At 71.4% G+C, this 25,790-nt stretch carries 20 protein-coding genes; 4 read left to right on the forward strand and 16 right to left on the reverse strand.

Features of this window, described 5'->3' with window-relative positions:
• The first annotated feature begins 161 nt into the window (after window positions 1-161).
• Window positions 162-3,425, forward strand: a complete 3,264-nt coding sequence (locus RM704_RS19840) for a helix-turn-helix transcriptional regulator (protein WP_311590929.1) — start codon at window positions 162-164, stop codon at window positions 3,423-3,425.
• A 135-nt stretch (window positions 3,426-3,560) separates the two neighbouring features.
• Entirely contained in the window at window positions 3,561-5,237 is a 1,677-nt protein-coding gene (locus RM704_RS19845) for an alkaline phosphatase D family protein (RefSeq protein WP_033528101.1), read from the forward strand.
• A 13-nt stretch (window positions 5,238-5,250) separates the two neighbouring features.
• Here the strand turns inward: RM704_RS19845 and RM704_RS19850 are convergent, their stop codons facing one another.
• Complete coding sequence (locus RM704_RS19850) at window positions 5,251-5,820, reverse strand: dienelactone hydrolase family protein (RefSeq protein WP_033528102.1); 570 nt, start codon at window positions 5,818-5,820, stop codon at window positions 5,251-5,253.
• 107 nt (window positions 5,821-5,927) lie between these two features.
• On the opposite strand from RM704_RS19850, the gene RM704_RS19855 reads away from it, so the two are divergent.
• Entirely contained in the window at window positions 5,928-7,055 is a 1,128-nt protein-coding gene (locus RM704_RS19855; RefSeq protein WP_033528103.1) for a mechanosensitive ion channel family protein, read from the forward strand.
• Between the two features lie 67 nt (window positions 7,056-7,122).
• Here the strand turns inward: RM704_RS19855 and RM704_RS19860 are convergent, their stop codons facing one another.
• The 6 genes from RM704_RS19860 to RM704_RS19885 all read right to left on the reverse strand — a co-directional run bounded on the left by RM704_RS19860 (window position 7,123) and on the right by RM704_RS19885 (window position 12,714).
• Complete coding sequence (locus RM704_RS19860; protein ID WP_033528104.1) at window positions 7,123-7,863, reverse strand: SDR family NAD(P)-dependent oxidoreductase; 741 nt, start codon at window positions 7,861-7,863, stop codon at window positions 7,123-7,125.
• 124 nt (window positions 7,864-7,987) lie between these two features.
• Window positions 7,988-9,574, reverse strand: coding sequence for a Na+/H+ antiporter (locus RM704_RS19865; protein ID WP_033528105.1), 1,587 nt, complete (start codon window positions 9,572-9,574; stop codon window positions 7,988-7,990).
• A 73-nt stretch (window positions 9,575-9,647) separates the two neighbouring features.
• A complete protein-coding gene (locus RM704_RS19870) occupies window positions 9,648-10,124 on the reverse strand; it encodes a GNAT family N-acetyltransferase (RefSeq protein WP_033528106.1) in 477 nt (158 codons plus the stop codon).
• Entirely contained in the window at window positions 10,121-11,065 is a 945-nt protein-coding gene (locus tag RM704_RS19875; RefSeq protein ID WP_033528107.1) for an RluA family pseudouridine synthase, read from the reverse strand. The genes RM704_RS19870 and RM704_RS19875 overlap by 4 nt, the downstream gene beginning before the upstream one ends.
• A 71-nt stretch (window positions 11,066-11,136) precedes the next feature.
• Window positions 11,137-11,748: a signal peptidase II gene (gene lspA, locus RM704_RS19880; RefSeq protein ID WP_033528108.1), complete on the reverse strand. Its 612-nt coding sequence runs from the start codon at window positions 11,746-11,748 to the stop codon at window positions 11,137-11,139.
• 81 nt (window positions 11,749-11,829) lie between these two features.
• A complete protein-coding gene (locus RM704_RS19885; RefSeq protein ID WP_078937177.1) occupies window positions 11,830-12,714 on the reverse strand; it encodes a TraR/DksA family transcriptional regulator in 885 nt (294 codons plus the stop codon).
• Window positions 12,715-13,362: 648 nt separating this feature from the next.
• Between RM704_RS19885 and ileS the strand changes: the two genes are divergently transcribed.
• Window positions 13,363-16,506: an isoleucine--tRNA ligase gene (ileS, locus tag RM704_RS19890; RefSeq protein WP_033528109.1), complete on the forward strand. Its 3,144-nt coding sequence runs from the start codon at window positions 13,363-13,365 to the stop codon at window positions 16,504-16,506.
• 432 nt (window positions 16,507-16,938) lie between these two features.
• Here the strand turns inward: ileS and RM704_RS19895 are convergent, their stop codons facing one another.
• The 9 genes from RM704_RS19895 to ftsW form a co-directional block, all read right to left on the reverse strand.
• Complete coding sequence (locus RM704_RS19895; protein WP_033528110.1) at window positions 16,939-18,210, reverse strand: DivIVA domain-containing protein; 1,272 nt, start codon at window positions 18,208-18,210, stop codon at window positions 16,939-16,941.
• A 46-nt stretch (window positions 18,211-18,256) separates the two neighbouring features.
• Window positions 18,257-18,553: a YggT family protein gene (locus RM704_RS19900; protein ID WP_033528111.1), complete on the reverse strand. Its 297-nt coding sequence runs from the start codon at window positions 18,551-18,553 to the stop codon at window positions 18,257-18,259.
• 60 nt (window positions 18,554-18,613) lie between these two features.
• Window positions 18,614-19,255, reverse strand: coding sequence for a cell division protein SepF (locus RM704_RS19905; RefSeq protein ID WP_033528112.1), 642 nt, complete (start codon window positions 19,253-19,255; stop codon window positions 18,614-18,616).
• 128 nt (window positions 19,256-19,383) lie between these two features.
• Window positions 19,384-20,103, reverse strand: coding sequence for a YggS family pyridoxal phosphate-dependent enzyme (locus RM704_RS19910; RefSeq protein ID WP_033528113.1), 720 nt, complete (start codon window positions 20,101-20,103; stop codon window positions 19,384-19,386).
• Window positions 20,104-20,108: 5 nt separating this feature from the next.
• Window positions 20,109-20,849 carry a peptidoglycan editing factor PgeF gene (gene pgeF / locus RM704_RS19915; protein WP_033528114.1) on the reverse strand — a complete coding sequence of 247 codons (741 nt, stop codon included), beginning with the start codon at window positions 20,847-20,849 and terminating at the stop codon, window positions 20,109-20,111.
• Window positions 20,846-22,042: a cell division protein FtsZ gene (ftsZ, locus tag RM704_RS19920; protein WP_033528115.1), complete on the reverse strand. Its 1,197-nt coding sequence runs from the start codon at window positions 22,040-22,042 to the stop codon at window positions 20,846-20,848. Before ftsZ ends, pgeF begins: the two co-directional genes overlap by 4 nt.
• 279 nt (window positions 22,043-22,321) lie before the next feature.
• The gene (locus tag RM704_RS19925; protein WP_033528214.1) at window positions 22,322-23,122 is read right to left on the reverse strand and encodes a cell division protein FtsQ/DivIB; all 801 of its coding nucleotides are present in this window, start codon (window positions 23,120-23,122) and stop codon (window positions 22,322-22,324) included.
• Between the two features lie 143 nt (window positions 23,123-23,265).
• Window positions 23,266-24,363 carry an undecaprenyldiphospho-muramoylpentapeptide beta-N-acetylglucosaminyltransferase gene (gene murG / locus RM704_RS19930; RefSeq protein ID WP_033528116.1) on the reverse strand — a complete coding sequence of 366 codons (1,098 nt, stop codon included), beginning with the start codon at window positions 24,361-24,363 and terminating at the stop codon, window positions 23,266-23,268.
• A 6-nt stretch (window positions 24,364-24,369) separates the two neighbouring features.
• The gene (gene ftsW, locus RM704_RS19935) at window positions 24,370-25,719 is read right to left on the reverse strand and encodes a putative lipid II flippase FtsW (protein WP_033528117.1); all 1,350 of its coding nucleotides are present in this window, start codon (window positions 25,717-25,719) and stop codon (window positions 24,370-24,372) included.
• Window positions 25,720-25,790 lie beyond the last annotated feature (71 nt).

Genomic DNA, 25,790 nt, shown 5'->3' on the forward strand with positions numbered 1-25,790 from the left:
GAAGATCCCCCATGTAGTCGTGCGTCCCCTGTGGAACCGGGGGCTACTCTGTACGCGCCTCGAAGACGCGTGCGAGGGATGCTCGACGGGGGTGGCGTACGGGGACGGCGCCCCCGGCGTACGGAGGGAACGTGCGCGCGGCGTGCGGGAGGCGTACGGGGTTGCCACGACCATCCCGACAGGGCGCAGGGGGCCTGGAGTTGTCGTCGTTCTCGTTGGAGCCTTCCTTCTCTTCGGAGCCTTCCTTCTCTTCGGAGCCGTCTTTCTCGTCACTGTCCTCGCCCGCCCTGGTCGGCAGGGAGGCGGAGCGCGAGCTGCTGGCAGCCGTCGTCCGGGCGGGCCTGGACGGGCGGGGTTCGTCGGTCTTCGTGCTGGGCGAGCCCGGCATCGGCAAGTCCCGGCTCGTCGAGGAAGCCGCGTCCGCCGCAGCGTGCACCGGGGCGCGCGTCCTGCGCGGACGCGCCGCGTCCGCCGGACGGGCGGTGCCGCTGCGCCCCCTGGCTGAGGCCGTGTTCTCCGCGTTACGGGGCGACGGGGCGCCCGCGGACGGGGATCTGGGCCCCTACGAACCGCTGCTGACCCGGCTGTGCGGGCTGGCACCGCAGGACGGCGCGCCCCTCGTCGGGTACGCCGAGGCGGTGCTGCGGCTCCTGCACGTCCTCGGCCGGGACGGCGGCTGCGTCCTGGTGCTGGAGGACCTGCACGACGCGGACGCCGACACCCTCGCCATCGTCGACTACCTCACGGACAACCTCTCCGGGCAGCGGACCGTCCTGCTGGCGACCCTGCGCGGCGAGTCCGGCCCGGCGCTCGACCTCGCCGGGGCCGCCACGTCCCGTCGTACGGCCCGGACGATCCGCCTCGCCCGCCTCGGGCCGGCCGGCACCGCCGAGCTGGCCGCCCGCTGCCTGGGCCACGACTCGGCCGAAGACGTCCCGACCCCGGTGCTGAAGCAGCTGCACACCGTGTCCGAGGGCGTTCCCTTCGTGGTGGAGGAACTGCTGCGCGCCATGGTCGACGGGGGTGCTCTCGTCCGGGACGGGGGCTCCCGCTGGACGGTGACCGGCTCGCTCGACGCCGGTGTGCCCGCCACGGTCGCCGCCGCCGTCCTGCAACGCGTGGACCAACTGCCGCCGGCCGGTGTCGCGCTCCTGGAAGCGGCGGCGGTCCTCGGCCGGCGCTTCCCCGTGGACATCGCCGCCCGCGCCGCCGGCCTGGACCGCGCCACCGCCCTCGCCCAACTCCGCCACGCCTCCCACGCCCACCTCGTCTCCGACGCCACCACCCCCTCCGACCCCGGCTGGCACACCTTCCGACACGCCCTCACCGCCGACGCCATCACCCGCCGCCTGCTTCCCGCCGAACGGGCGGCCCTGTGTCTGGCGGCGGCGGACGCGATCGAGGGGGCGTGGGGGGTGAGCGGCGAGGACACGAGCTCCGACGCGACGCACGCCGGTGGAAAGCTCCCGACATGCCCGATCACGCCGAGCACCGGGGACCACGACACGCCGAGCAGGGCGAACGCCCACGGCCCGGAGCGGCCCGGCGTTCCCGAACCAGCGGGCCCTCCCCACGCGCTCGCCCCGTCCGCCGCACTGGCACCCGCCCCCCACCGCCCCCTCGGCGAAGACGCCGGTGACGATCTGTACCGGCTCGCCGCGGAGTTGTGCGTCGCCGGTGGCCGGCCGGCGCGGGCGGCCGTGTTGCTCGCCGGGGCCGGCCGGCAGGCCGTCGCCCGGGGTGCGTTGCTGACCGCCGTGGAACTCCTCGACCGGGGCCTGGAACTGATCGCCGACACGCCCAACGCGCCGCCCGAGGCCGTGGCCCGGCTGCTGGAGGAGCTGCTCGGCACGCTGGTCCTCACCGGGGACGTACGGCGCGTACCCGAACTCGGTGAACGGCTGGACCGAGTCCTGACGGTGTCCGGCGCACCGCCCGGCCGACGGGCGGCGGCTTTTCTGACCCGGGCGCGGGCCGCGGCGACCGCCCAGCAGTGGGAGGAGGGGCTGACCGCCGTACGGCGGGCGAGGGACCTGCTCGGCGACACGCCCGACCCGGCGTCCCGCGCCGCGCTGGACGCGGTCGCCGCCCACCTGGTGCTGAACTCGCAGCGCCCGGACCGGCTGGAGAGCGCCCGCGCGCTCGCCGAGGGCGCCGTCGCGACCGCGGAGGAGGTGGGGCTGCCGGAGGTGGCGTGCAAGGCGCTCAACATGCTCGGGTACTGCCTGCGTCCCCGGGACCTGGGCGAGGCGGAGGACGCGTTCGCCCGGCTGGTCGCCACCGCCGAGGCCCACGCGCTGCCGGTGTGGCGGATCCGCGGTCTGCTGGAACTGGGCGTGCTCGACCGCGTCCGGTTCACCGGCACGGACCGGCTGCTCGCCGCGCGGGCGGCCGCCGAGGACACCGGCGCGGTCCTCATGACCGCCTGGGCCGACATGCATCTGACCCTCGCGCACATCCTGCGCGACGAACAGGACCGGGCCACGGAGTCCGCGCGTCGCCTCCGGGACACGGCCCGCCGACTGCGGTTGCGCGAGGTGGAGTTGATCGGGGCGGGCGTGGCCGGCATCATCGCCGCGTCGCTCGGGGAGCGGGAGAAGCTCGACGCCACCGTGCGCACGCTGGAGCGCGCGCTCGCCGGGCGCGGCGCCGGGGCGCTCTGGGGCTACGCCGACACCTCCGTGTGGGGCTGGGCCCACGGCATCTGCTCCCTGCTGCGGGAGGAACACGACCGCGCGTTGGCCGAGTTCACCGAGGCGGACGCCGTCATGCGGGCCCTGCCCAGCACCCGGGGCGTCACCGGCTTCCTCGGCCCGTACCTCCTGCTGCGCACCCTGCGCGGCACGACCGACTGGGTCGAACTCGACGGCCCCGGCACCGAACGATTCGCCCAGGTCCACTGGGACCGCCCCTTCGCCGGCTGGTCCCGGGCCGTCCTGCTGGGCCGCGAGGGCCGGACCGCCGAGGCCGCCAAGACGGCGGAGGAGGCCCTGACCGGCACCGCCACGATCCCGCTGGCCGCCCATCTCTGTCTGCGGCTGGGCGCCCAGGCCGCGCTCGCCGACGGCTGGGGCCGGCCCGTCGAATGGCTGCGCGCCGCCGAACAGTTCTTCCACGAGCGGGGCACGACCCGCGTGTCCGCCGCGTGCCGGGCGCTGCTGCGCGAGGCGGGCTCGCCCGTGCCGCGCCGCCGCCAGGGCCACGACACGATCCCGCGCGAGCTGCGCCGCGTGGGGGTGACCGCCCGGGAGTACGAGGTTCTGCGCCTGCTCGCCGCGCGGCTCGGCAACCAGGAGATAGCCGAGCACCTCTTCCTCTCCCCCCGGACCGTCGAGAAGCACCTCGCCAGCCTCCGCCACCGCACCGGCAGTCCCGACCGCGCGGCCCTGATCACCCTGGCCAGACGCTACGCCGAGGACCGCTGACCGCCGGGGCACGGGCTGACCGGAGCCCTGACCGCCATGGGCGATCCGACGAACAACGCACGACCGTCTGAACATTGAGCGGATTTCGGACCTCTGCCTTACCTCAGGCCTTACCGATCAGTAATCTCATCCGCCGTGACCAGTCGCAGATCTCACTCCAGACCCGATTCCCCTACCCGGCCCACGAGTTCGTCCGCCCCGAGCCGCCGCACGGTGGTCAAGGCGGCCACGGCCGGTGCCGTCCTCGCGGCACCGCTGGCGGCCGCGATACCGGCGCAGGCGGCAGAGGCCCCCGCCTTCCTGCACGGCGTCGCCTCCGGCGATCCGCTGCCCGACGGTGTGCTGCTGTGGACCCGGGTGACGCCCACCGCCGCCGCGCTGCCCGGCTCCGGCATCGGCCCGGACATCGAGGTCGGCTGGACCGTCGCCCTGGACAAGGCGTTCACCCACATCGTCGCCAAGGGATCGACGACCGCGAGCGCCTCCTCCGACCACACCGTCAAGGCGGACGTACGTGGCCTCGCGCCCGCCACCGACTACTGGTTCCGCTTCTCGGCCGGCGGCACCGACTCGCCCGCCGCCCGCACCCGCACCGCCCCGGCCGCCGACGCCACCGTCACCGGCCTGCGCTTCGGCGTGGTGTCCTGCGCCAACTGGGAGGGCGGGTACTTCGCGGCCTACCGTCATCTCGCCGCCCGCGGCGACCTGGACGCGTGGCTGCATCTCGGCGACTACATCTACGAGTACGGCACCGGCGAGTACGGCACCCGCGACAGGGTCGTACGACCGCACGCGCCGACCCACGAGATCCTCTCCCTCGCCGACTACCGCGTCCGGCACGCCCGTTACAAGACCGACCCGGACCTCCAGGCGCTGCACGCGGCCGCGCCGGTGGTCGCCATCTGGGACGACCACGAGATCGCCAACGACGCGTGGTCGGCGGGTGCCGAGAACCACACCGAGGGCGCGGAGGGCGCCTGGGCGGCCCGTCAGTCGGCGGCCAAGCAGGCCTACTTCGAGTGGATGCCGGTGCGCCCGGCGGTCGCGGGCACCACCTACCGACGCCTGCGTTTCGGCAAGCTCGTCGACCTCTCACTCCTCGACCTGCGCTCCTTCCGGTCGCAGCAGGTGGGCGTGGGCGACGGCGAGGTCGACGACGCGGACCGCACGCTGACCGGCCGGGCCCAGCTCGACTGGCTGAAGGCCGGGCTGAAGTCCTCCGACACGACCTGGCGTCTGGTCGGCAACTCAGTGATGATCGCCCCGTTCGCCCTCGGCAACCTCACCGCCGACCTCTTCGAACCCCTCGCCGAACTGCTGGGACTGCCGAAGGAGGGTCTCGCCCTCAACCCGGACCAGTGGGACGGCTACACCGACGACCGCCGCGAACTCCTCGCCCACCTGCGGCAGAACGCGATCCGCAACACGGTCTTCCTCACCGGTGACATCCACATGGCCTGGGCCAACGACGTGCCGGTCAACGCCGGTACGTACCCGCTGTCGGCGTCCGCCGCCACCGAGTTCGTCGTCACGTCGGTGACCTCCGACAACCTGGACGACCTCGTCAAGGTCCCGGAGGGCACCGTCTCCGCGGTGGCCTCCCCGCTGATCCGCGCCGCCAACCGGCACGTCCACTGGGTCGACACCGACCGCCACGGCTACGGCGTGCTGGACATCACCGCCGCGCGGGCGCAGATGGACTTCTACGTCCTGTCCGACCGCACGAGGGCCGACGCGACCTCGTCCTGGGCGCGCTCGTACCGGACGCGGAGCGGGACACAGAAGGTGGAGCGGACGTACGACCCCGTGTGATCCCGCCCTGGTCTCACAGGGTTTCGAGGAAGCCGAGAGCCACGTGCCAGGTGGCCTCGGCGGCCTCCTCGTCGTAGTCGGGGAGGTCGGGGTCGGTGTAGAGGTGGCCGGCGCCCGCGTAGCGGTAGACCTCGACGTCGGCGCCGACCTTGCGCATCTGCAGATACCAGGCGCTCAGCCAGTCGTCCGGCTCGAAGGGGTCGGGCTCGGCCACGTGCAGCTGCACGGGCAGGTCGTCCACCGACGCGGTGGCGGCGATGTCCGAGGTGCCGTGCAGGAGCAGCAGCCCGCGCGCGTTCTTGTCGCCCAGGGCGAGGGTCTGCGCGACGGCGGCACCGAGCGAGAACCCGGCGTAGACGAGCCCTCGCTCCGAGTAGGGGGCGGCGGCCAGCACCGCCCGCTTGAGGAGCTCTTCCCGGCCCAGCTCCTCGTGGAGGGCCCGGCCCTCCTCCACCGTGTCGAACGTCCGGCCGTTGAAGAGGTCGGGGGTCCACACCTCGTGTCCGGCACCGCGCAGCCGGTCCGCCGCCCGGCGCACGGCGGGCCGCAGACCGTAGATCGAGTGGAAGAGCATGATGTTCATGGGGCCATGGTGCCAGCAGGGGCGGACAGCGGTCCCCGGCGCGCGTACCCGGAGCGCGGCGGAAGTCACATGTTCATGACCCCGCGCGGCCGGTTACGTTCGAAGGCATGGAGAACCTACTCCGTCCATTGATCGTCATCGGTGGCTCGGTCGTCCTTACGCTGCTCATCGGCTGGACGACCGATCTGCTGCTGCGCAAAGCGGACCAGCGCCACCACGAGACACCTCTGTGGGGCCTGCTGCGCCGCGGCCGCATCCCCTACCAACTGGTCCTGTGCGCGGCCTTCCTCAGAGCCACGTACGACGAGGCGCAGCTGCTGGAACAGCACCGCACCGCCATCGGCCGCACGCTCACCCTGGTGCTGATCGGCGCCACGGCCTGGCTGGTGATCCGCATCGCGGCCGCGATAGTGGAGTTGACGTACAGCCGTTACGCCCGCGCCCACCGCGATCCGGCCCGGGTACGCCGGGTACGGACCCAGGTCACGCTGATCATGCGGGTCGTCTCGGCGATCGTCGGTGTGGTGGCCGTGGCCGCGATGCTGCTGACGTTCCCGGCGATGCGCGCGGCCGGCGCCTCACTGCTGGCCTCGGCCGGGCTCCTGGGGATCGTCGCCGGTATCGCCGCGCAGTCCACGTTGAGCAACCTCTTCGCGGGGCTGCAGATCGCCTTCGGCGACATGGTCCGCCTCGGTGACGTGGTCGTGGTGGAGGGCGAGTGGGGCACGGTCGACGAGATCACCCTCACGTTCCTGACGGTCCGCACCTGGGACGAGCGCCGGATCACCATGCCGGTGTCGTACTTCACCTCGAAGCCGTTCGAGAACTGGTCGCGGGGCGGCGCCCAGATGACCGGCACGGTCTTCCTGCACGTCGACCACGCCGCGCCGCTGCCCGCGATGCGCGACCGGCTCCGGGACATCCTGCGTTCCTGCCCCGCCTGGGACGGCCGCCACTTCGACCTGACGGTCACCGACTCGACCCCCTCCACCATGGAGGTGCGCGCCCTCATGACCGCCAAGGACCCGGACGACCTGTGGACCGTCCGCGTCACCGTCCGCGAACAGCTGATCCACTGGCTCACCGAGACCCACCCCTACGCCCTCCCCCGCGTCAACACCGCCGACGCGGTCCTGCCCCCGACCCACCCCGCCTCCCACAACGGCGACGGCACGGCCCCCCGCATCAATCGGAGCCGCGTCCACGAGCCCCCGAGGGCCGCGGACCGAGGGTGAGCACGGGCACCGTCGGCGCATCGGCGTGAACGTGGGGCGGGTCCGGCCTCGGGCCCGCCCCACGCCCTCAGTGCCCGCGCTCCGCGCCTCCGTTGACCTGGACGATCTGCGCGGTGACGTGTCCGGCGCCGGGCGACGCGAGCCAGTGCAGGGTGTCGGCGACATCCGCGGGTGTACCTGCCCGGCCCATGGAGGTCTCCGCGACGAGCCGGGCCCGCCGCGTCTCCTCCACCGGACCGCCGAAGAACTCGGTGTCCGCCACATAGCCGGGCGCCACGACGTTCACCGTGATCCCGCGCGGCCCGAACTCCCGTGCCAGATCGAACGCGTAGGGGTGCAGCGCCGCCTTGGACGCGGCGTACGCCCCGCTCCCCGACCCCCGGTACGCCGCGATCGACGACAGGAAGAGCACCCGCCCGCCCGGCGAGGCCAGCCGCTCCCGCAACGCCTCGGTGAGCAGCACGGCGGTCAGCGTGTTCAGCCGGAAGTTGACGCCCCAGGCGTGCGCGACGGCATCGAGCGGATCGCCCCCGTCCACCGCGGGCTCCAGCCCGCCGTTCCCCCCGGCGCTGTGGATCAGCACGTCCACGGTCCCGAACTCCGCCGTCACGAAGGCGGCGAGCCCCCGCACGCTCTCCGCGTCGGAGAGATCGGCCGCGTACGTGAGCGCCCCGGGCACCCCGGCCTTCTCCAGCACCTCCCCCCGCCGCCCGACCAACAACACCCGGTCCCCACCGGCCGCGAACACCTCCGCCGCCGCGCGCCCGATCCCCGTCCCGCCACCACTGATCACCACATTGCGAGCCATACCCCCGACCCTACAAACCCCCAACTCCCCCGAGCCGCCACCTCGGTGGCTCTCCGGCCCCTCGGCACAAGCACGTCACACGACGACTCCAGGCCCGCCGACTCACCGGCACGGTACCGGCGGGTCAGCGCAGGCTGCGCACATCCAGATGCCGGAGCACCCGGTCCACCACCTCGGGATTCGCGCCCGGCTCACTCCGCGCGGCCAGCACCTCGTGGCGAGCCGCGCTCAGCATCTCGCCCTGGATCCGCCGCATCCGCCGAAGCCGCCGCACCCGCTGCTCATGGCCCTCCCGCCGCTCGTCCTCCCCCACCTCCGGACTGATCCGCACCCCGATCTCGAAGGCCCGCCGCAGCAACCGCTCGGACATCTCCTCCGGCAGCTCCTCCACCTCCTCGATCTCCTTCAGCCGCCGCTTCGCCGCCTTCGCCGCCCGTACGGCCAACGCCTTCTCGAACTCCTTCTCGGCCCCCTCGTCGGCCCGCACCCCCAGCCGCCGCACCAGCCACGGCAGAGTCAGCCCCTGCAGCACCAGCGTCGCCATGATCACCCCGAACGCGATGAACACGATCTCGTCCCGGTCCGGGAACGGCGCCCCGCTGTCGGTCTCCAACGGAATCGCCAGCGCCAGCGCCACGGAGGCCACCCCGCGCATCCCCGACCACCACATCACCACGGTCTCGCGCCAGGACACCGGGATCTCCTCGTCGTAGTCCCGCTTCGCGTGCAACCGCCGCGCCAGCCACGTCGCGGGCAGCAGCCACAGCAGCCGTACGAGCACGACGACGACCACGACGGCCGCCGCCCAGCCGAGCATCTCGCCCCATCGCCCGGACGCCGTACGGATGGCGTTGTGCAGCTCCAGCCCGATCAGCCCGAAGGCGACACCGGTGACCAGCGTGTCCACGACGTCCCAGACGGTGTGCCCGGCGAGCCGCGTCAGGACGTCGTCCGCACCGAGCGCGTACTCCGCGAGGAACAACGCGGTCGTGAGCACCGCGAGCACCCCGGACCCGTGGAGCTCCTCGGCCATCACGTACGACGCGTACGGCACGAGCAGGGTCAGCCCGATCTGCAGCGTCGCGTCCTCGAGGAAGTCCATCAGCTTGTTGGCGGCCCAGCCGAGCCCGATCCCCACGGCGAGGGCGACGACGGCCGACAGCACGAGCTGGAGCGCGGCGCCCGGCCAGGAGAACGATCCGCTGACGGCGGCCGCGATGGCCACGTGGTAGAGCACGATGGCCGTGACGTCGTTGAAGAGGCCCTCGCCCTCCAGTATCGACACCAGCCGGCGCGGCAGCCCGAGCTGTCCCGCCACGGCCGTCGCCGCGACCGGGTCGGGCGGCGCGACGAGGGCGCCGAGCGCCACGGCCGCCGCGACGGGCAGTCCGGGCACGATCGCGTTCGCCACGGCGGCCACCGCGGCGGTGGTCACGAACACCAGCGCCACGGCCAGCAGGAGGATCGGCCGCAGGTTGGCCGTGAACTGCCGCCAGGAGGTCCGCCGCACCGCCGCGTACAGCAGCGGGGGCAGCAGCAGCGGCAGGATGAGCTCCGGCGGGATCTCCACATTGGGCACGAACCCGGGCAGGGCCAGGGCGATGCCCAGCAGCGTCATCAGCACCGGCGCCGGCAGCTTCAGCCGCTCCCCCACCGGCACGCTGACCACGGCCCCGACCAACAAGACGAAGAACAGGGCCAATTGATCCATGGGGGCGCTCCGCTGGTGCTAGACGATCACGACCGACCGGATGCCCAGGGTGCCCCACCCGCACCGCCGAACGCTAAAGCCTTCGCCGCATCGCCCGATGAGGGATGCCCGCGTCCGGGAACTCCGGCCCGTACGCCTCATACCCCAGCCGCGCGTAGAACCCCAGGGCATGCGTCTGCGCCCCCAGGTCCACCGCGGTCAGCCCGCGCTCCCGCGCCGCCTCCTCGACCGCCCGCACCAGCGCGACCCCGACGCCCAGCCCCCGGGCCTCCGGCACGACGGCGAGCCGCCCCAGGGACCCCACACCGGGCTCCCCACCGGTCTTGCCGGCCGCCGCCTTTCCGTACAGCAGCCGCCCGGCCCCGAGGGGGACCCCGTCGTCCCGCTCGGCGAGCACATGCACGGCCTCGGCGTCGTACGCGTCGTACTCCAGGTCCTCCGGCACGCCCTGTTCGACGACGAAGACCTGCTTGCGCACCGCGAAACACGCCTCGCGGTCAGCGGGGCCGTCGGCGACACGCACCTCGTAGGAGACCGGCGCGGGGCTCACGCGTACGTCTCCTCCCGGACCTTGTCCAGGGCCTTCTGCAGGTCCGCGGGGTAGTCGCTGCCGAACTCGACCCAGCTGCCGTCCCCGGGGTGCTCGAAACCGAGGCGTACGGCGTGCAGCCACTGACGGGTGAGGCCGAGCCGCTTGGCGAGCGTCGGGTCGGCGCCGTACGTGAGGTCACCGACGCAGGGGTGCCGGTGGGCGGCCATGTGGACGCGGATCTGGTGGGTGCGCCCGGTCTCCAGCTTGATGTCGAGCAGGGACGCGGCGCGGAACGCCTCGACCAGGTCGTAGTGCGTGACCGACGGCTTGCCCTCGGCGATGACCGCCCACTTGTAGTCGTGGTTGGGGTGGCGTCCGATGGGCGCGTCGATGGTGCCGCTCGTGGGGTCGGGGTGGCCCTGGACCAGCGCGTGGTACCGCTTGTCGACCGTCCGCTCCTTGAACTGGCGCTTGAGGGACGTGTACGCGTACTCCGACTTGGCGACCACCATGAGACCCGAGGTGCCGACGTCGAGCCGGTGCACGATGCCCTGCCGCTCGGCGGCGCCGGAGGTGGAGATGCGGTACCCGGCGGCGGCGAGCCCGCCGATGACGGTGGGTCCCGACCAGCCGGGGCTGGGGTGCGCGGCCACACCGACCGGCTTGACGATCACGACCACGTCATCGTCGTCGTGCACGATCTCCATGCCCTCGACCGGCTCGGCGACGATCTGCACCGGCGCGGGCGCCTGCGGCATCTCGACCTCGAGCCAGGCCCCGCCGTGCACCCGCTCCGACTTGCCGACCACCGACCCGTCGACCGTGACCTTCCCCGCGGCGGCGAGCTCGGCCGCCTTGGTACGGGAGAAGCCGAACATGCGGGAGATGACGGCGTCCACACGCTCGCCCTCCAGGCCGTCGGGCACGGGCAGGGTACGGATCTCGGGAATCGTGCTCACCCGACGAGTATGCCGGACCGCCACGACACGCCCGACCGCGCCTGTGGAAAACCCCGTCGGTCCCGCCGGGTTCAGTCCTTGTGGACGGTCCCGTCCGGGTCGAGCCCCCGGAACGACAGCAGCACGATCAGGATGCCGCCGCACACGATGGCCGAGTCGGCGAGGTTGAAGACCGCGAAGCCCTTCGGCGCGATGAAGTCGACGACCGCGCCCTCGAAGACACCCGGCGACCGGAAGATCCGGTCGGTGAGGTTGCCCAGCGCACCGCCGAGCAGCAGACCGAGCGCGATCGCCCAGGGCAGGCTGTAGAGCTTGCGGGCGAGCCGGGCGATCACCAGGATCACGATCGCCGCGATCACCGTGAAGATGATCGTGAAGGCCTCGCCGAAGCCGAAGGCCGCGCCCGCGTTGCGGATCGCCTCGAACTTCAGCCAGTCCCCGATGATCTCGATCGGTTCATGGTGCTCCAGCTTGGCGACCACGATCATCTTGCTGACCAGGTCGAGCGCGTACGCCAGCGCGGCGACCCCGAACAGCACGGCGATCCGGCGCCTGCCGCGCGGCTTCGCGGCCGTCTCGGCCCGCTGCGCCGCGGCGTCGTCGCCGCCGACGGACTGCTCCGGGTCGGCCCCGGCCGCGTCTGGAATGTCCGGCGTACCGATGATGCGCTCCGCCTCTGCCACGTGAGTCCCTCAACCTAGGTTCCTGACTGAGGACAAAGGTACGACACACCCGCCGCGGACCAGGGGCTCAGTGGGCGATCGCTAGCGGCGTTCCTGCTTCTGCTTGCACTCGACGCAGAGTGTGGCCCGGGGGAAGGCCTGCATTCGCGCCTTTCCGATCGGATTGCCGCAGTTCTCGCAGAGTCCGTAGGTGCCCGAGGCGAGCCGGTCCAGGGCGCGCTCGGTCTGGTCGAGCATCTCGCGCGCGTTGTGGGCGAGGGACAACTCGTGCTCGCGCGTGATGTTCTTCGCCCCGGTGTCGGCCTGGTCGTCGCCCGCGCCGTCCCCGGAGTCCCGCATCAGACCGGTCAGGGCCCGCTCGGAGGCCTCCAGCTCGGTCCTCAGCCGCGTCGCCTCGGACTGCAGCTCCGTCCGGGCCTCGTCCACCTCGTCGGGGCTCCAGGGGTCCTCACCGGGGCGTACCGCGAGCTCGCCGGGCTCCACCGCGGCGGGCCGTGCCTTGGGGACGGCGGTGGGCTTCTTCTTCGCCGCCGTAGCCGTACCAGGAGTGTTCTTCGCAACCACTGTCGTGGCTCCCGTCGTCTCGGCGGCCTCGGCCGCGTCCGCCTTCTTGACCGTGCTCTTCGTCGCAGAGGTGCTCTGCTTCACCGTCGTCGCCTTCTTGGCCGCGGCCTTCTTGACGACCGACTCGCCACCGACGGACTTCCTGCCCGCCGACTTCCCGGTGACGGACTTCCCGGCAACCGGCTTCCCGGCGACCGATTTCCCGGCGCCCGGCTTCTCCGCTGCGGCCTTCTTGGCCACCGCCTTCTTCGCCACCGCCTTCGTGGCCAACGCCTTCTTCGCCACCCTCTTCTTGCCGGCCGCCTGCACCGCCGAGGCCTTCGGCCCCTCGTCTCCACCGCCGGAGGCCACCGTGGATCTGCCGGACGCCGACTGCTGAACGGCGGTCTTCTTCGCCACCATGGCCGCGCCCCTTCACATTTTGTGATCTTGCACGCGCATCGTGCTGGGACGATAAATCGACCCGAGTCCCGCGGCAACGGGGCAGACCACACATTCCGCCCGTCCCGCACCCGTCGCGCGACGAGCCTGCAAGCGTTGTGCCCAGCTCCCCGCCGGGTATTCCGCCGCGCGGCACGTCCCAGGATCCGGACGCCCCGCCCGCTCCATTCGGGTCATCCCGCAGGTCACCACGCCCCCGCCCGCGAACCCGGGCGGATCGCCGCCGCACACCGCGCACGGCCGCCGGAAATCCGGTCGGCCCCTGTCCGTACGGCGCCGTACACTGGGCGGAGCGAGAAGCGTGGATGGGGACGAGTAGCGTCGTACGCAGCCCAGAGCGACCCGGGGACGGTGGAAGCCCGGGGGCGAGCGCGATGTGAAGATCACCCCGGAGCCGCCGGAAGAAACCCGCACCCCAGGGCGTAGTCCGTGGGGTACGGCGAGTAGACCCGGTATCGCGACCTCAATGAGGGGGTTCACCGGCGCGTACGGCGCGCGGGGGAGCCAAGGAGGGTGGTACCGCGGGAGCGCGCCGCACACGGCGTACGAAGGATCGAAGCTCTCGTCCCTCCGACGGAAGGCAGCAAGTCCGTTGGAGGAAGCCCGCTCATGACAGAGCCGACGTACCGCCAGGTGCCCGCCCAGGTCGATCTGCCCGCGCTCGAGCACGCGGTGCTCGACTTCTGGCGCGAGCAGAAGATCTTCGCCAAGAGCCTGGAGCAGTCCGAGGGCCGCCCCGAGTGGGTGTTCTACGAGGGCCCGCCCACCGCCAACGGCATGCCGGGCGCCCACCACATCGAGGCGCGCGTCTTCAAGGACGTCTTCCCCCGCTTCCGCACGATGCGCGGCTACCACGTGGCCCGCAAGGCCGGCTGGGACTGCCACGGCCTCCCCGTGGAGCTGGCGGTCGAGAAGGAGCTCGGCTTCAACGGCAAGAAGGACATCGAGGCGTACGGCATCGCCGAGTTCAACGCCAAGTGCCGCGACTCGGTGACCCGGCACACCGACGCCTTCACCGAGCTCACGACCCGCATGGGCTACTGGGTCGACCTCGACGACGCCTACCGGACCATGGACCCCGAGTACGTGGAGTCCGTCTGGTGGTCGCTCAAGGAGATCTTCAACAAGGGCCTGCTGGTCCAGGACCATCGCGTCGCCCCCTGGTGCCCCCGCTGCGGCACCGGCCTGTCGGACCACGAGCTGGCGCAGGGCTACGAGACGGTCGTCGACCCCTCGGTGTACGTCCGTTTCCCGCTCACCTCCGGTCCGCTCGCCGGTGAGGCCGCGCTCCTGGTGTGGACGACCACGCCGTGGACGCTGGTGTCCAACACCGCGGTCGCCGCCCACCCCGAGGTCACCTACGTGGTCGCCACGGACGGCAGCGAGAAGCTCGTCGTCGCCGAGCCGCTCGTCGCCAAGGCGCTCGGCGAGGGCTGGGAGACCACCGGCCAGACCTTCACCGGCGCCGAGATGGAGCGCTGGACCTATCAACGTCCGTTGGAGCTCGTGGAGTTCCCGGCCGAGGCCCACTACGTCGTGAACGCCGAGTACGTGACGACCGAGGACGGTACGGGTCTGGTCCACCAGTCCCCCGCCTTCGGTGAGGACGACCTCAAGGTCTGCCGCTCGTACGGCCTGCCCGTGGTGAACCCGGTCCGTCCCGACGGCACCTTCGAGGAGGACGTCCCCCTCGTCGGCGGCGTGTTCTTCAAGAAGGCGGACGAAAAGCTCACCGAGGACCTCCAGCAGCGCGGCCTGCTCTTCAAGCACATCCCGTACGAGCACAGCTACCCGCACTGCTGGCGCTGCCACACCGCGCTCCTCTACTACGCGCAGCCGTCCTGGTACATCCGCACCACCGCCGTCAAGGACCGTCTCCTCCAGGAGAACGAGAAGACCAACTGGTTCCCGGACTCGGTCAAGCACGGCCGCTTCGGCGACTGGCTGAACAACAACATCGACTGGGCGCTCTCCCGCAGCCGCTACTGGGGCACCCCGCTGCCGATCTGGCGCTGTGAGGAGAACCACCTCACGTGCGTCGGTTCCCGCGAGGAGCTGACCCGGCTCTCCGGCACCGACCAGTCGGAGCTGGACCCGCACCGCCCGTTCATCGACGCGGTCACCTTCCCCTGCCCCCAGGACGGCTGCGGCAGCACGGCCACCCGCGTCCCGGAGGTCATCGACGCCTGGTACGACTCGGGCTCGATGCCGTTCGCGCAGTGGGGCTACCCGTACAAGAACAAGGAACTCTTCGAGTCCCGCTACCCGGCCCAGTTCATCAGCGAGGCCATCGACCAGACCCGCGGTTGGTTCTACACGCTGATGGCCGTCGGCACCCTGGTCTTCGACAAGTCCTCCTACGAGAACGTCGTGTGCCTCGGCCACATCCTCGCCGAGGACGGCCGCAAGATGTCCAAGCACCTGGGCAACATCCTGCAGCCGATCCCGCTCATGGACCAGCACGGCGCCGACGCCGTCCGCTGGTTCATGGCGGCCGGCGGCTCCCCCTGGGCGGCCCGTCGCGTGGGCCACGGCACCATCCAGGAGGTCGTCCGCAAGACCCTCCTCACGTACTGGAACACGGTCGCCTTCCAGGCCCTGTACGCCCGTACGTCGAACTGGGCGCCCAGCGCGGCGGACCCGGCCCCGGCCGACCGCCCGGTCCTGGACCGCTGGCTGCTCTCCGAGCTCCACGCCCTCACCGACCAGGTGACCGGGGCCCTGGAGGCCTACGACACCCAGCGCGCCGGAAAGCTCCTCTCGGCCTTCGTCGACGACCTGTCCAACTGGTACGTGCGCCGGTCGCGCCGCCGCTTCTGGCAGGGCGACAAGGCCGCGCTGCGCACCCTCCACGAGGTCGTCGAGACGGTCACCAAGCTGATGGCCCCGCTGACCCCGTTCATCACCGAGCGGGTCTGGCAGGACCTGATCGTGCCGGTCTCCCCGGGGGCCCCCGAGTCCGTGCACCTCGCCGCCTGGCCCGAGGCGGACCTGACCGCGATCGACCCGGAGCTGTCCAAGCAGATGGTGCTCGTACGCCGGCTCGTGGAGCTGGGCCGGGCCACGCGCGCGGAGTCCGGCGTCAAGACCCGTCAGCCCCTCTCCCGCGCCCTGGTGGCGGCGACGGGCTTCGACGCGCTGAACCCCGAACTGCACGCGCAGATCACCGAGGAGCTGAACGTCAGCTCGCTGGCCTCCCTCTCCGAGGTCGGCGGCTCCCTGGTGGACACGACCGCGAAGGCCAACTTCCGGGCCCTCGGCAAGCGCTTCGGCAAGCGCGTCCAGGACGTGGCCAAGGCCGTGGCGAACGCCGACGCGGCCGCCCTGTCCCTGGCGCTGCGCGAGGGCACGGCCACCGTCGAGGTCGACGGCGAGACCATCACCCTCGCCCCCGACGAGGTCATCATCACGGAGACCCCCCGCGAGGGCTGGTCGGTGGCCTCCGACTCCGGCGCGACGGTCGCCCTCGACCTGGAGATCACGGAGGAACTGCGCCGGGCAGGCCTGGCCCGGGACGCCATCCGCCTGATCCAGGAGGCCCGCAAGAACAGCGGCCTCGACGTGGCCGACCGGATCGCCCTGCGCTGGACGGCGACGGACCCGGCGGTGACCGCGGCGCTGACCGAGCACTCGGCCCTGATCGCGGACGAGGTCCTCGCGACGGACTTCGCCTCCGGCGAGGCCGACGAGACGTACGGCACGCCCTTCGCGGACGAGGCCCTCACGCTGACCTTCCGCCTGCGCAAGGTCTGACCGACAGCGTCCGCCGAGCACGGCGGGCCTGGGGCGGCGGGGCGGCCGTCATGGCCGCCCCGCGCAGCTCGCCGCGCCCGCAGCCGGGGCGCGGGCCCAGCGGCCCCGCTGGCCTGTGCGGACCCGGCGGCCTTGCTGCCCTTGCACGCCCCAGCTGCCCCAGCGGCACGGGTGGGGGCAGCGGCCCCCTGTCAGCTCCGGTGAGCCCCTCCGCCCCCGCCCGGCGGCAGCCGCCGGGCGCTCCGAAGCCCTGGGGCACCGAGCATGTCGGTGCCCCAGGGCTTCGGCGTTGCGTACGGGGAACAGCCGCCCCCACTCCCGAACAAAAGCCCACCGAAACCCGCCCGCGCGCAGCGAAAGGGCGGGGCCCCGGATCGAAAATCCGGGGCCCCGCCCTGAACGCTGCCGACGCCTACGGCGTACCAGTAATCGTCAGTTGTCGTCCTCGTCGATGAGGAACCCACGCATCGGCGAGGGAGCCTGCCCCATCGGAGAGGGGCCCTGCGGCCGGACCGGAGCCATCGGCTGGGTCATGGCCGGAGACATCTGCTGCTGACCGCCGTAGGAGGGCGCGGCCGGAGCCGGGCCACCGCCCATGCCTCCACCCATGCCGCCCGGGTTGCCGCCGTACGACGGGGCGCTCGCGCCGGCCGGTGCCATGGAGGGCGCCGGGGACGGCGGCAGCGACGCGGTCGCCGGAGTGCGCGGCGGGGCGAGCGAGTCGTCCGCCTGGGTCTCCAGCTGACGCAGCTGCGACTCCAGGTAGGACTTCAGACGCGTGCGGTACTCGCGCTCGAAGCCGCGCAGGTCCTCGACCTTGCGCTCCAGCGTGGCGCGGGCGGACTCCAGGGAGCCCATCGCGACGCGGTGCTTCTCCTGCGCGTCCCGCTCCAGCGCGTCGGCCTTGGCACGGGCGTCCCGCTCCAGACCCTCGGCGCGGCTGCGGGCCTCGCCGACGATCTTGTTGGCCTCGGAACGGGCCTCGGCGATTGCCTGGTCGGCGGTCTGCTGGGCCAGCGAGAGCACCCGCGCGGCGCTGTCGCCGCCGGGACCCTGGCCGGGGCCGCCCATCGGACCACCCATGGGGCCGCCCATCGGACCGCCCATCTGCTGCTGCATGGGCTGGCCGCCCATGGGACCCTGGCCCATCTGGCCCTGGCCCATCTGCGGCTGCATCTGGCCCTGACCCATCGGGCCCTGGCCCATCGGTCCCTGACCCATCGGGCCGGGACCCTGCTGCCCACCCTGGCCACCGGGGCCGGCGGGCAGCTGCGGAGCACCGCTCGGCAGCTGGGGCGGCCCACCCATGGGGCCCCCCATCTGCTGCGGCGGGCCCGATATGCCGGCGGGTACGGGTCCACCGGGACCTCGCATACCCTGCTGCTGCATGCCGCCCTGTTGCTGCATGCCGCCCTGCTGCATGCCACCTTGCTGCATGCCGCCCTGCTGCTGCATGCCACCCTGCTGCATGCCGCCCTGCTGGTCCTGAGGCTCCGGAGGCTTGCGCATGTTCTGCTGGTTCTGAGCAGCCGCGCGCGTGGCCGCGGCCAGCTTGGCGCGCAGGTCCTCGTTCTCGCGCAGCAGGCGCGTCAGTTCGGCTTCGACCTCATCGAGGAAGGCATCGACCTCGTCCTCGTCATAGCCTTCTCGGAGGCGGACGGTCGTGAACTGCTTGTTCCGCACGTCCTCGGGGGTCAACGGCATCTCTTCACCTCAACGTAGTCGTCGGCATTCGGCAAGACCGCATCTCTCACACCGCTCCCATCCCGCTGGCTACCACCGCACGCAGGATGAAAACGATGATCATCAGCACGAAGAAGGACAGGTCGAGCGCCACGCCCCCGAGACGCAGCGGCGGAATGAACCGCCGCAGAAGCTTGAGCGGTGGATCGGTGACAGTGTAGGTGGCCTCCAGAACGACCACCATCGCCTTGCCGGGCTGCCATGAGCGGGCGAACTGGAAGACGTAGTCCATGACCAAACGGAAGATCAACACGATGAAGAACACCGTCAGCGCGATGTAGAGGATCGTCAAGACCACGCTCATGTCCGGTGTTTCCCTCTCCCCAATTCCGTGTTGCTCTACCGCTGTTTTCGGTCGTACGTCTCAGCTCTGGTTGAAGAACCCGCCCTCTGCGATGCGGGCCTTGTCCTCCGCCGTGACATCGACGTTAGCAGGCGACAACAGGAACACCTTCTGCGTCACCCGCTCGATGCTGCCGTGAAGACCAAACACCAAACCGGCCGCAAAGTCGACAAGTCGCTTCGCATCTGTGTCGTCCATCTCAGTCAGATTCATGATCACCGGGGTGCCCTCACGGAAGTGTTCCCCGATGGTACGGGCCTCGTTGTAGGTCCGCGGGTGCAATGTGGTGATCCGGTACGGCTCTCGCTCGGACACGACCTTGGGCATGATCACCGGTGCGTTCTTCTCCAGACTCGAACGTTCTTGTGTGATGGACGCCACGGGCGCGATCCGGGCGGGTCGCACCGATTCCGCGGGAAGCGAAGTGGCGTGCGACACCGGTTCGCGCTGCACCGGGGGCTGCACCACTCGTACCGATTCATCCCTTTGGGACTGGTGTGACTGGTGTGACTGATGCACCGCCTCGTGCCGGCGGTGGTCCCGCTCGGGCTCGGGGTCGAGCTCGGGCTCGAAGTCGTCATCGGGGTCGAATCCCCTGCCGTCGTACCCATCGTCCTCCACGAGGCCGAGGTAGACCGCCATCTTGCGCATCGCGCCGGCCATGCTCTGAGTCCTCCGCTCTGTGGTGGATCGACTGACGACTTCCAAGTGCCCGCGATCCACGAGGTCGTTGCGCCCGCCTCTCGACGGAATGACCATATTTTCTGCTGTGGTCCGACTTCTTGGCGACGTTACCCGAGCCCGGGACGGACTCCGAGTACCGCAGTGCCGACGCGCACATGTGTCGCTCCGGCCGCCACGGCATCCTCGAGGTCCGCACTCATCCCTGCGGAGACCATGTTCGCAGCCGGATGGGCTCGGCGCAGGTCGGTCGACAAATCCATCAACCGCTCGAACGCGGCCCGTTGGCGTCCGGCGTACTCCCCGGTGAGCGGCGCGACGGTCATCAGACCATCGACCCGCACCCCCGGCGACTCCGCCAGGAGGTCGGCCAGTTCTTCGATTCCGCCCGGACCGACACCTCCTCGCTCTCCCCGGCCGCTCTCGTCGGCGTCGAGCGCGACCTGGATGAGACATCCCACCTCACGGCCGGCCCGAACGGCCTCTTTCGACAGAGTCGTGACAAGCCTGGAACGATCGACGGACTGCACGAGATCCGCATAACGCACCACAGAACGGACCTTGTTGGTCTGCAACTGGCCCACGAAGTGCCACACAAGGGACAGATCCGAGCATTCGGCCGCCTTGGGCGCCGCGTCCTGGTCCTTGTTCTCGGCGACGTGGCGCACACCGAGTTCCGACAGGATCCGCACATCGCTCGCCGGGTAGGTCTTGGTGACCACGATCAGGGTCACCTCGTCCCGCTTGCGGCCCGCGGCCACGCACGCCGCCGCGATGCGGTCCTCCACCTTCGCCAGGTTTCCGGCGAGTTGTGCCTTACGGTCGGTCATGCCCCTCAGTCCAGCCAGACATATCCCGCGAGTCGCCCTGTGGCGCCGTCGCGACGGTACGAGAAGTGGTCGCGCGACTCCAGCGTGCACACCGGCGACTGCTCCCGGTCGTGCACCCCGAGGCGCTTCAGCTGTGCGTGCACTCCGGCGCACACATCCACGGCGGGCGTGCCCCAACTGGTCTCGGCGTACGCCGCCGGCTCGACGGTGGCCACCTCGGCGCGCATCGCCTCGGGCACTTCGTAACACCGGCCGCAGACGGCGGGTCCGGTGCGGGCGACGATCCGGGCGGGGTCGGCGCCGAGTTCGGTCATGGCCCGTACCGCCGCGGGGACGACCCCGGCGATCATGCCGGGCCGACCCGCGTGCGCGGCGGCGGCGACCCCGGCGACGGGGTCGGTCAGCAGGACGGGCACGCAGTCGGCGGTGAGGACGGCGAGCGCGAGACCGCGCCGGGTGGTGACGATCGCGTCGACGGACGGGATGGAGTCGGAGCCGGAACCGGAGCCCCACGGTCCGTCGACCACGGCCACGTCCGCGCCGTGCACCTGGTTCATCCAGACGACCCGGTCGGGCTCCAGACCCAGCGACTTGGCCGCGAGCTCCCGGTTGGTCGTGACAGCGGCGGCGTCGTCCCCGACGGCCCCGCCGAGATTGAGCTCCTCATACGGAGCGGCGCTCACCCCGCCCCACCTGTCGGTGAAGGCGAAGTGCGCGCCGCTCACGTTCTCGCGCCGTCCTATCACTTGAGGAAGTCCGGCACGTCCAGCTCTTCCGCGGCGCTGTCCGAGTAGGACCGGGACGGCGGGACCGGCGGGGCGACCGGAACGTCGTTCACCGGCTCCGGGGCGGGCGCCGGCGCCGGCTCCTCCTTCGGCTTGACGCTGCCGAGCGAGCCGAAGGACGGGCGGCTCTCGGCGGGCCGCGCCGGGGCGGGCTCCTCGCGCTTGGCCGCGGCCGAGCCGAGGATGTTGTCCCGCTTGGCCGGGGGCTGGCCGCCGTCGAAGCCGGCCGCGATGACCGTGACCCGGACCTCGTCGCCGAGGGCGTCGTCGATGACCGCGCCGAAGATGATGTTGGCCTCGGGGTGCGCGGCCTCGCTGACCAGCTGGGCGGCCTCGTTGATCTCGAACAGACCGAGGTCCGAGCCGCCGGAGATGGAGAGCAGGACGCCGCGGGCGCCGTCGATGGAGGCCTCCAGGAGCGGCGAGGAGATCGCCATCTCGGCGGCGGCCACCGCGCGGTCGTCGCCGCGGGCCGAGCCGATGCCCATGAGGGCCGAACCGGCCTCGGACATGACCGACTTGACGTCGGCGAAGTCGAGGTTGATCAGACCGGGGGTGGTGATCAGGTCGGTGATGCCCTGGACACCGGAGAGCAGGACCTGGTCCGCCGACTTGAACGCGTCCAGCACGGAGACCTGGCGGTCCGAGATGGAGAGCAGCCGGTCGTTCGGGATGACGATGAGGGTGTCGACCTCTTCGCGCAGCTCGGCGATGCCGTCCTCGGCCTGGTTGGCGCGGCGGCGGCCCTCGAAGGTGAACGGGCGGGTGACCACGCCGATGGTGAGGGCGCCCAGCGAGCGGGCGATGTTGGCCACGACGGGCGCGCCGCCGGTGCCGGTGCCGCCGCCCTCGCCGGCCGTCACGAAGACCATGTCGGCCCCCTTGAGGACCTCCTCGATCTCCTCGCGGTGGTCCTCGGCGGCCTTCCGGCCGACGGCCGGATTGGCGCCGGCGCCGAGTCCGCGGGTGAGTTCCCGGCCGACGTCGAGCTTGACGTCGGCGTCGCTCATCAACAGAGCTTGCGCGTCGGTGTTGATGGCGATGAACTCGACGCCCTTGAGACCGACCTCGATCATCCGGTTGATGGCATTGACACCACCGCCGCCGACACCGATGACTTTGATGACTGCGAGGTAGTTCTGCGGTGCTGCCACGTCGAAGGCCTCTCGCCTCGAGTTACGTGTCGCCGCTTCGCGGGGTACCCGCGAGCCGACGACTGATGCCGAAGTGGGACGGTCCGAACGCCGACCCGAACCCTAACGCTGAAGTTTAGGGTTACCAGTGTGACTGTTCCTTGGACTCTTCCGAACAGGACACTAAGTCGACAAGTGGCGCACGTTCAACGAACACGCCGAACCTCCCGTTTTTCTTTTCACCCTATGTGATCAGCCATAGCGCTGCCCAACCAGGGTGCTGGCCTGCGCGGATGTGCGTCAACTCCCTGATGACGCGGGCGCGGTGGGGACACTCACGTCGAAGTGCCCCGCGCCGGGCGCCGCTTTCATCAGGGCGGTGAGCGCACGGCCCTTCGCACGCCCCTTCTCCGCGCTCCCCCACGCGACCGTACGGTCTCCGCTCAACTCCAGCGAGATGGAGTCGTAGGAACGGACCTTGACGACCAGGGTCTCGTGGGCGATCGCGGCCGGAATCGAACCGGCGACCCCCACGGCCGCCCGCACGAGCCGGTCCTCGCCGAATCGCCGCAGACTGGCGGCGGACGAACCCGACCGGGACACCGTCAATTCCAGTACGGGAACGCCTTCCGGGGCGCGTGAAACCGTGGCAAAACGCACCCCTTTCGCGTCCACTTCGACGTACTTGCCCGAATTATCAGCCGCTTCGACAATCAGAACCGGAGTACGTTCGCTCACTTTCAGCCCGATTTCGTGGGGCCATGAGCGGATGACCTCGACCGAGTCGATTCGGGGCAATTTCTTGAGCAGTCGTGACTCGATGGCGTCGAGGTCGACGGAGATCAGCGGATCGCCGAGCGGCACGGCGGCCGCCTCGCGCACCTGAGCCTCGGTCAGCACCCGGGTGCCCGACACGGAGACCCGGTCGGCCCGCAGCCACGAGGAGCCGTACAGGGCCCAGAGGGAGGCGCCCCCCAGCAGGATCAGGGCGATCGCGGCGGCGATCAGCGCCGGGGGGCCAGGGAGCCGCCGCCGGGGCGGCGGGCCGGAGTCCAGATCCTCGTCCGCGCCGCGCTCGGCGGTGGTGGTCGGTCCGGCCACGCGCACTCCCTCTCCTGGCTCGGTTCACCTCCGGGGCGCCTCGGTCGGTGTCGAGCGGCCGACCGTGCTCAGCCCTTCGGGCCTCCGCGCGCTCGACCGCTCGACACCGACGCACCCCTTCGGCTCACTCGCCGATCCGTTCTCTAGTGGTGTCCGCGGCGCGACGCGATCGCCTCGTACACCATCCCGACGAGCAGGTCGTCGGCGTCCCGGCGGCCGAACTCGCTCGCGGCGCGGGACATCTCGTACAGCCGGTGCGGGTCGGCGAGCACGGGCAGCACGTTCTGCTGCACCCACTGGGGCGTCAGTTCCGCGTCGTCGACCAGCAGCCCGCCACCGGCCTTGACCACCGGCTGGGCGTTCAGCCGCTGTTCGCCGTTGCCGATGGGCAGCGGGACGTAGGCGGCCGGGAGCCCGACGGCGGAGAGTTCGGCGACGGTCATCGCGCCCGCGCGGCAGAGCATCATGTCGGCCGCGGCGTACGCGAGGTCCATCCGGTCCACGTACGGTACCGGGATGTAAGGGGGCATTCCCGGCATCTGGTGCACCTGCGGCAGTTCGTTCTTCGGGCCGACCGCGTGCAGGATCTGGATCCCGGCCTGCTGGAGGTAGGGCGCGACCTGCTGGACGACCTCGTTGAGGCGGCGGGCGCCCTGGGAGCCGCCGGACACCAGCAGGGTCGGCAGGTTCGGGTCGAGGCCGAACATCGCGCGGGCCTCGGGACGGGCCGCGGCCCGGTCGAGGGTGGCGATGGCGCGGCGCAGCGGGATGCCGATGTAGCGGGCGTCGCGCAGCTTGCTGTCGGGAGTGGAGACGGCGACCTTGGCGGCGTACCGGGAGCCGATCTTGTTGGCGAGGCCGGGTCGGGCGTTGGCCTCGTGGACGATGATGGGCACCCCGAGGCGCTTGGCGGCGAGGTAGCCGGGCAGGGCGACATAGCCGCCGAAGCCGACGACCGCGTCCGCCTTGGTGCGCTCCAGGATCTGCTCGGTCGCCTTGATCGTGCCGCGCAGCCGGCCGGGCACGGTGATCAGCTCGGGGGTGGGCTTGCGCGGCAGGGGTACGGCGGGGATCAGCGCGAGTTCGTAGCCTCGCTCGGGGACGAGGCGTGTCTCGAGGCCGCGCTCCGTGCCCAGGGCCGTGATGCCCACGGTCGGGTCCTGCCTGCGCAGGGCGTCCGCGAGGGCGAGCGCGGGCTCGATGTGACCGGCGGTTCCGCCACCGGCGAGTACGACATGCACCGAAATTCACCGCTCTCCGGACGAACGTGCCGAGACACGCCGTCGCATCGTGTTCCATCTCCCGGGCCCCGAAGGGCCGCCGCCACGCTTTCTACCAAAGCGGGGCTGCCGCATGGCAAGCGCCGCCCGCGCAGCGGGCTCGTCGCGTGCGAACGCGATCAGCAACCCGATGGCGAACATGGTCGGCAGCAGGGCGGATCCCCCGTAGGAGAACAGCGGGAGCGGGACTCCGGCGATCGGCAACAGACCGAGCACCGCACCGATGTTGATCACCGCTTGCGCGGTGATCCAGGTGGTCACGCCTCCCGCGGCATACCTGACGAAGGGGTCCTCCGTGCGTCCGGCCACGCGGATACCCGCATAGCCTAGAGCCGCGAAGAGGGCGAGCACCGACAGCGTCCCCGCGAGGCCCAGTTCCTCACCGGTGACGGCGAAGATGAAGTCGGTGTGCGCTTCCGGGAGTTGGCCCCATTTTTCCACACTCGCACCGAGCCCGGAGCCGAAGATTCCGCCCGAGGCCAGGGCGTAGATTCCGTGCACGGCCTGCCAGCAGTCGGCCCCGTCCGTCCGGGGTTCGGTGGCTCCGATGCAGGCCAGGCGGGCCATACGGTTCTCGCTGGTCCTGATCAGGACGAACCCGATGAGTCCGGCGATGGACAGCACGCCCACGAACATCCGCGTCGGCGCCCCGGCCAGCCACAGCAGGCCGAACAGGATCGCCGTGAGAATGATCGCGGTGCCCATGTCACCGCCGAGCATGATCAGCCCGAGCAGCAGGAACGCCACCGGAACGAGCGGCACCAGCATGTGCTTCCACTGCGTCAGCAGCCGCTTGTCCTCCTTGCGTGCCAGCAGGTCGGCGCCCCACAGCACGAGCGCCAGCTTGCCGAACTCGCTGGGCTGGATCTGGAAGGAGCCGCCGACGGCGATCCAGTTCTGGTTTCCGTTGATCGACTGCCCTATCCCGGGCACTTGAACCAGGGCCATCAGGAACACGCAGCCGGCCAGGATCGGGTACGCCAGCGCGCGGTGCAGCTTGACCGGCATCCGCGAGGCCACGAGCAGCAGCACGGTGCCGATCGTGGCCGCGAGGAACTGCTTGCGGAAGAAGAAGGTCCCGGGCAGCGACTTCTGCAGGGCGGTGATCTGCGAGGCCGAGTAGACCATCACCAGACCCAGCACGGTGATCAGCAGGCTGCCGCCGAGGATCAGGTAGTACGCGGTCAGCGGTCGGTCCCAGGCCCTGCGCGCCCGTGTGTGGAGCCTGCGCAGGGGGTTCTCGCGCGGCGGCCGGGAGACGGGTGGCCGTCGGGTGACGCGCTGGAGGGGCGCACGGCTCGTACGGCTACTCGGCATCGGGGGCGCCCTCGCCGCCGACCGACCAGTTCCGTGTCACGCGTCCCTCCCAGTTTCACCCGGCGCCGCCA

Source organism: Streptomyces gottesmaniae (assembly GCF_031845845.1).
GTDB lineage: Bacteria > Actinomycetota > Actinomycetes > Streptomycetales > Streptomycetaceae > Streptomyces > Streptomyces akebiae.

Bases quoted from the DNA above. Each gene is read 5' to 3' on its own strand.
- RM704_RS19910 (WP_033528113.1), bottom strand. From the start codon at position 20,103: ATGACCGACCGTAAGGCACAACTCGCCGGAAACCTGGCGAAGGTGGAG.
- RM704_RS19895 (WP_033528110.1), bottom strand. From the start codon at position 18,210: ATGCCGTTGACCCCCGAGGACGTGCGGAACAAGCAGTTCACGACCGTC.
- RM704_RS19850 (WP_033528102.1), bottom strand. From the start codon at position 5,820: ATGAACATCATGCTCTTCCACTCGATCTACGGTCTGCGGCCCGCCGTG.
- RM704_RS19855 (WP_033528103.1), top strand. From the start codon at position 5,928: ATGGAGAACCTACTCCGTCCATTGATCGTCATCGGTGGCTCGGTCGTC.
- ileS (WP_033528109.1), top strand. From the start codon at position 13,363: ATGACAGAGCCGACGTACCGCCAGGTGCCCGCCCAGGTCGATCTGCCC.
- RM704_RS19865 (WP_033528105.1), bottom strand. From the start codon at position 9,574: ATGGATCAATTGGCCCTGTTCTTCGTCTTGTTGGTCGGGGCCGTGGTC.
- RM704_RS19900 (WP_033528111.1), bottom strand. From the start codon at position 18,553: ATGAGCGTGGTCTTGACGATCCTCTACATCGCGCTGACGGTGTTCTTC.
- RM704_RS19905 (WP_033528112.1), bottom strand. From the start codon at position 19,255: ATGGCCGGCGCGATGCGCAAGATGGCGGTCTACCTCGGCCTCGTGGAG.
- RM704_RS19885 (WP_078937177.1), bottom strand. From the start codon at position 12,714: ATGGTGGCGAAGAAGACCGCCGTTCAGCAGTCGGCGTCCGGCAGATCC.
- ftsW (WP_033528117.1), bottom strand. From the start codon at position 25,719: ATGCCGAGTAGCCGTACGAGCCGTGCGCCCCTCCAGCGCGTCACCCGA.
- RM704_RS19860 (WP_033528104.1), bottom strand. From the start codon at position 7,863: ATGGCTCGCAATGTGGTGATCAGTGGTGGCGGGACGGGGATCGGGCGC.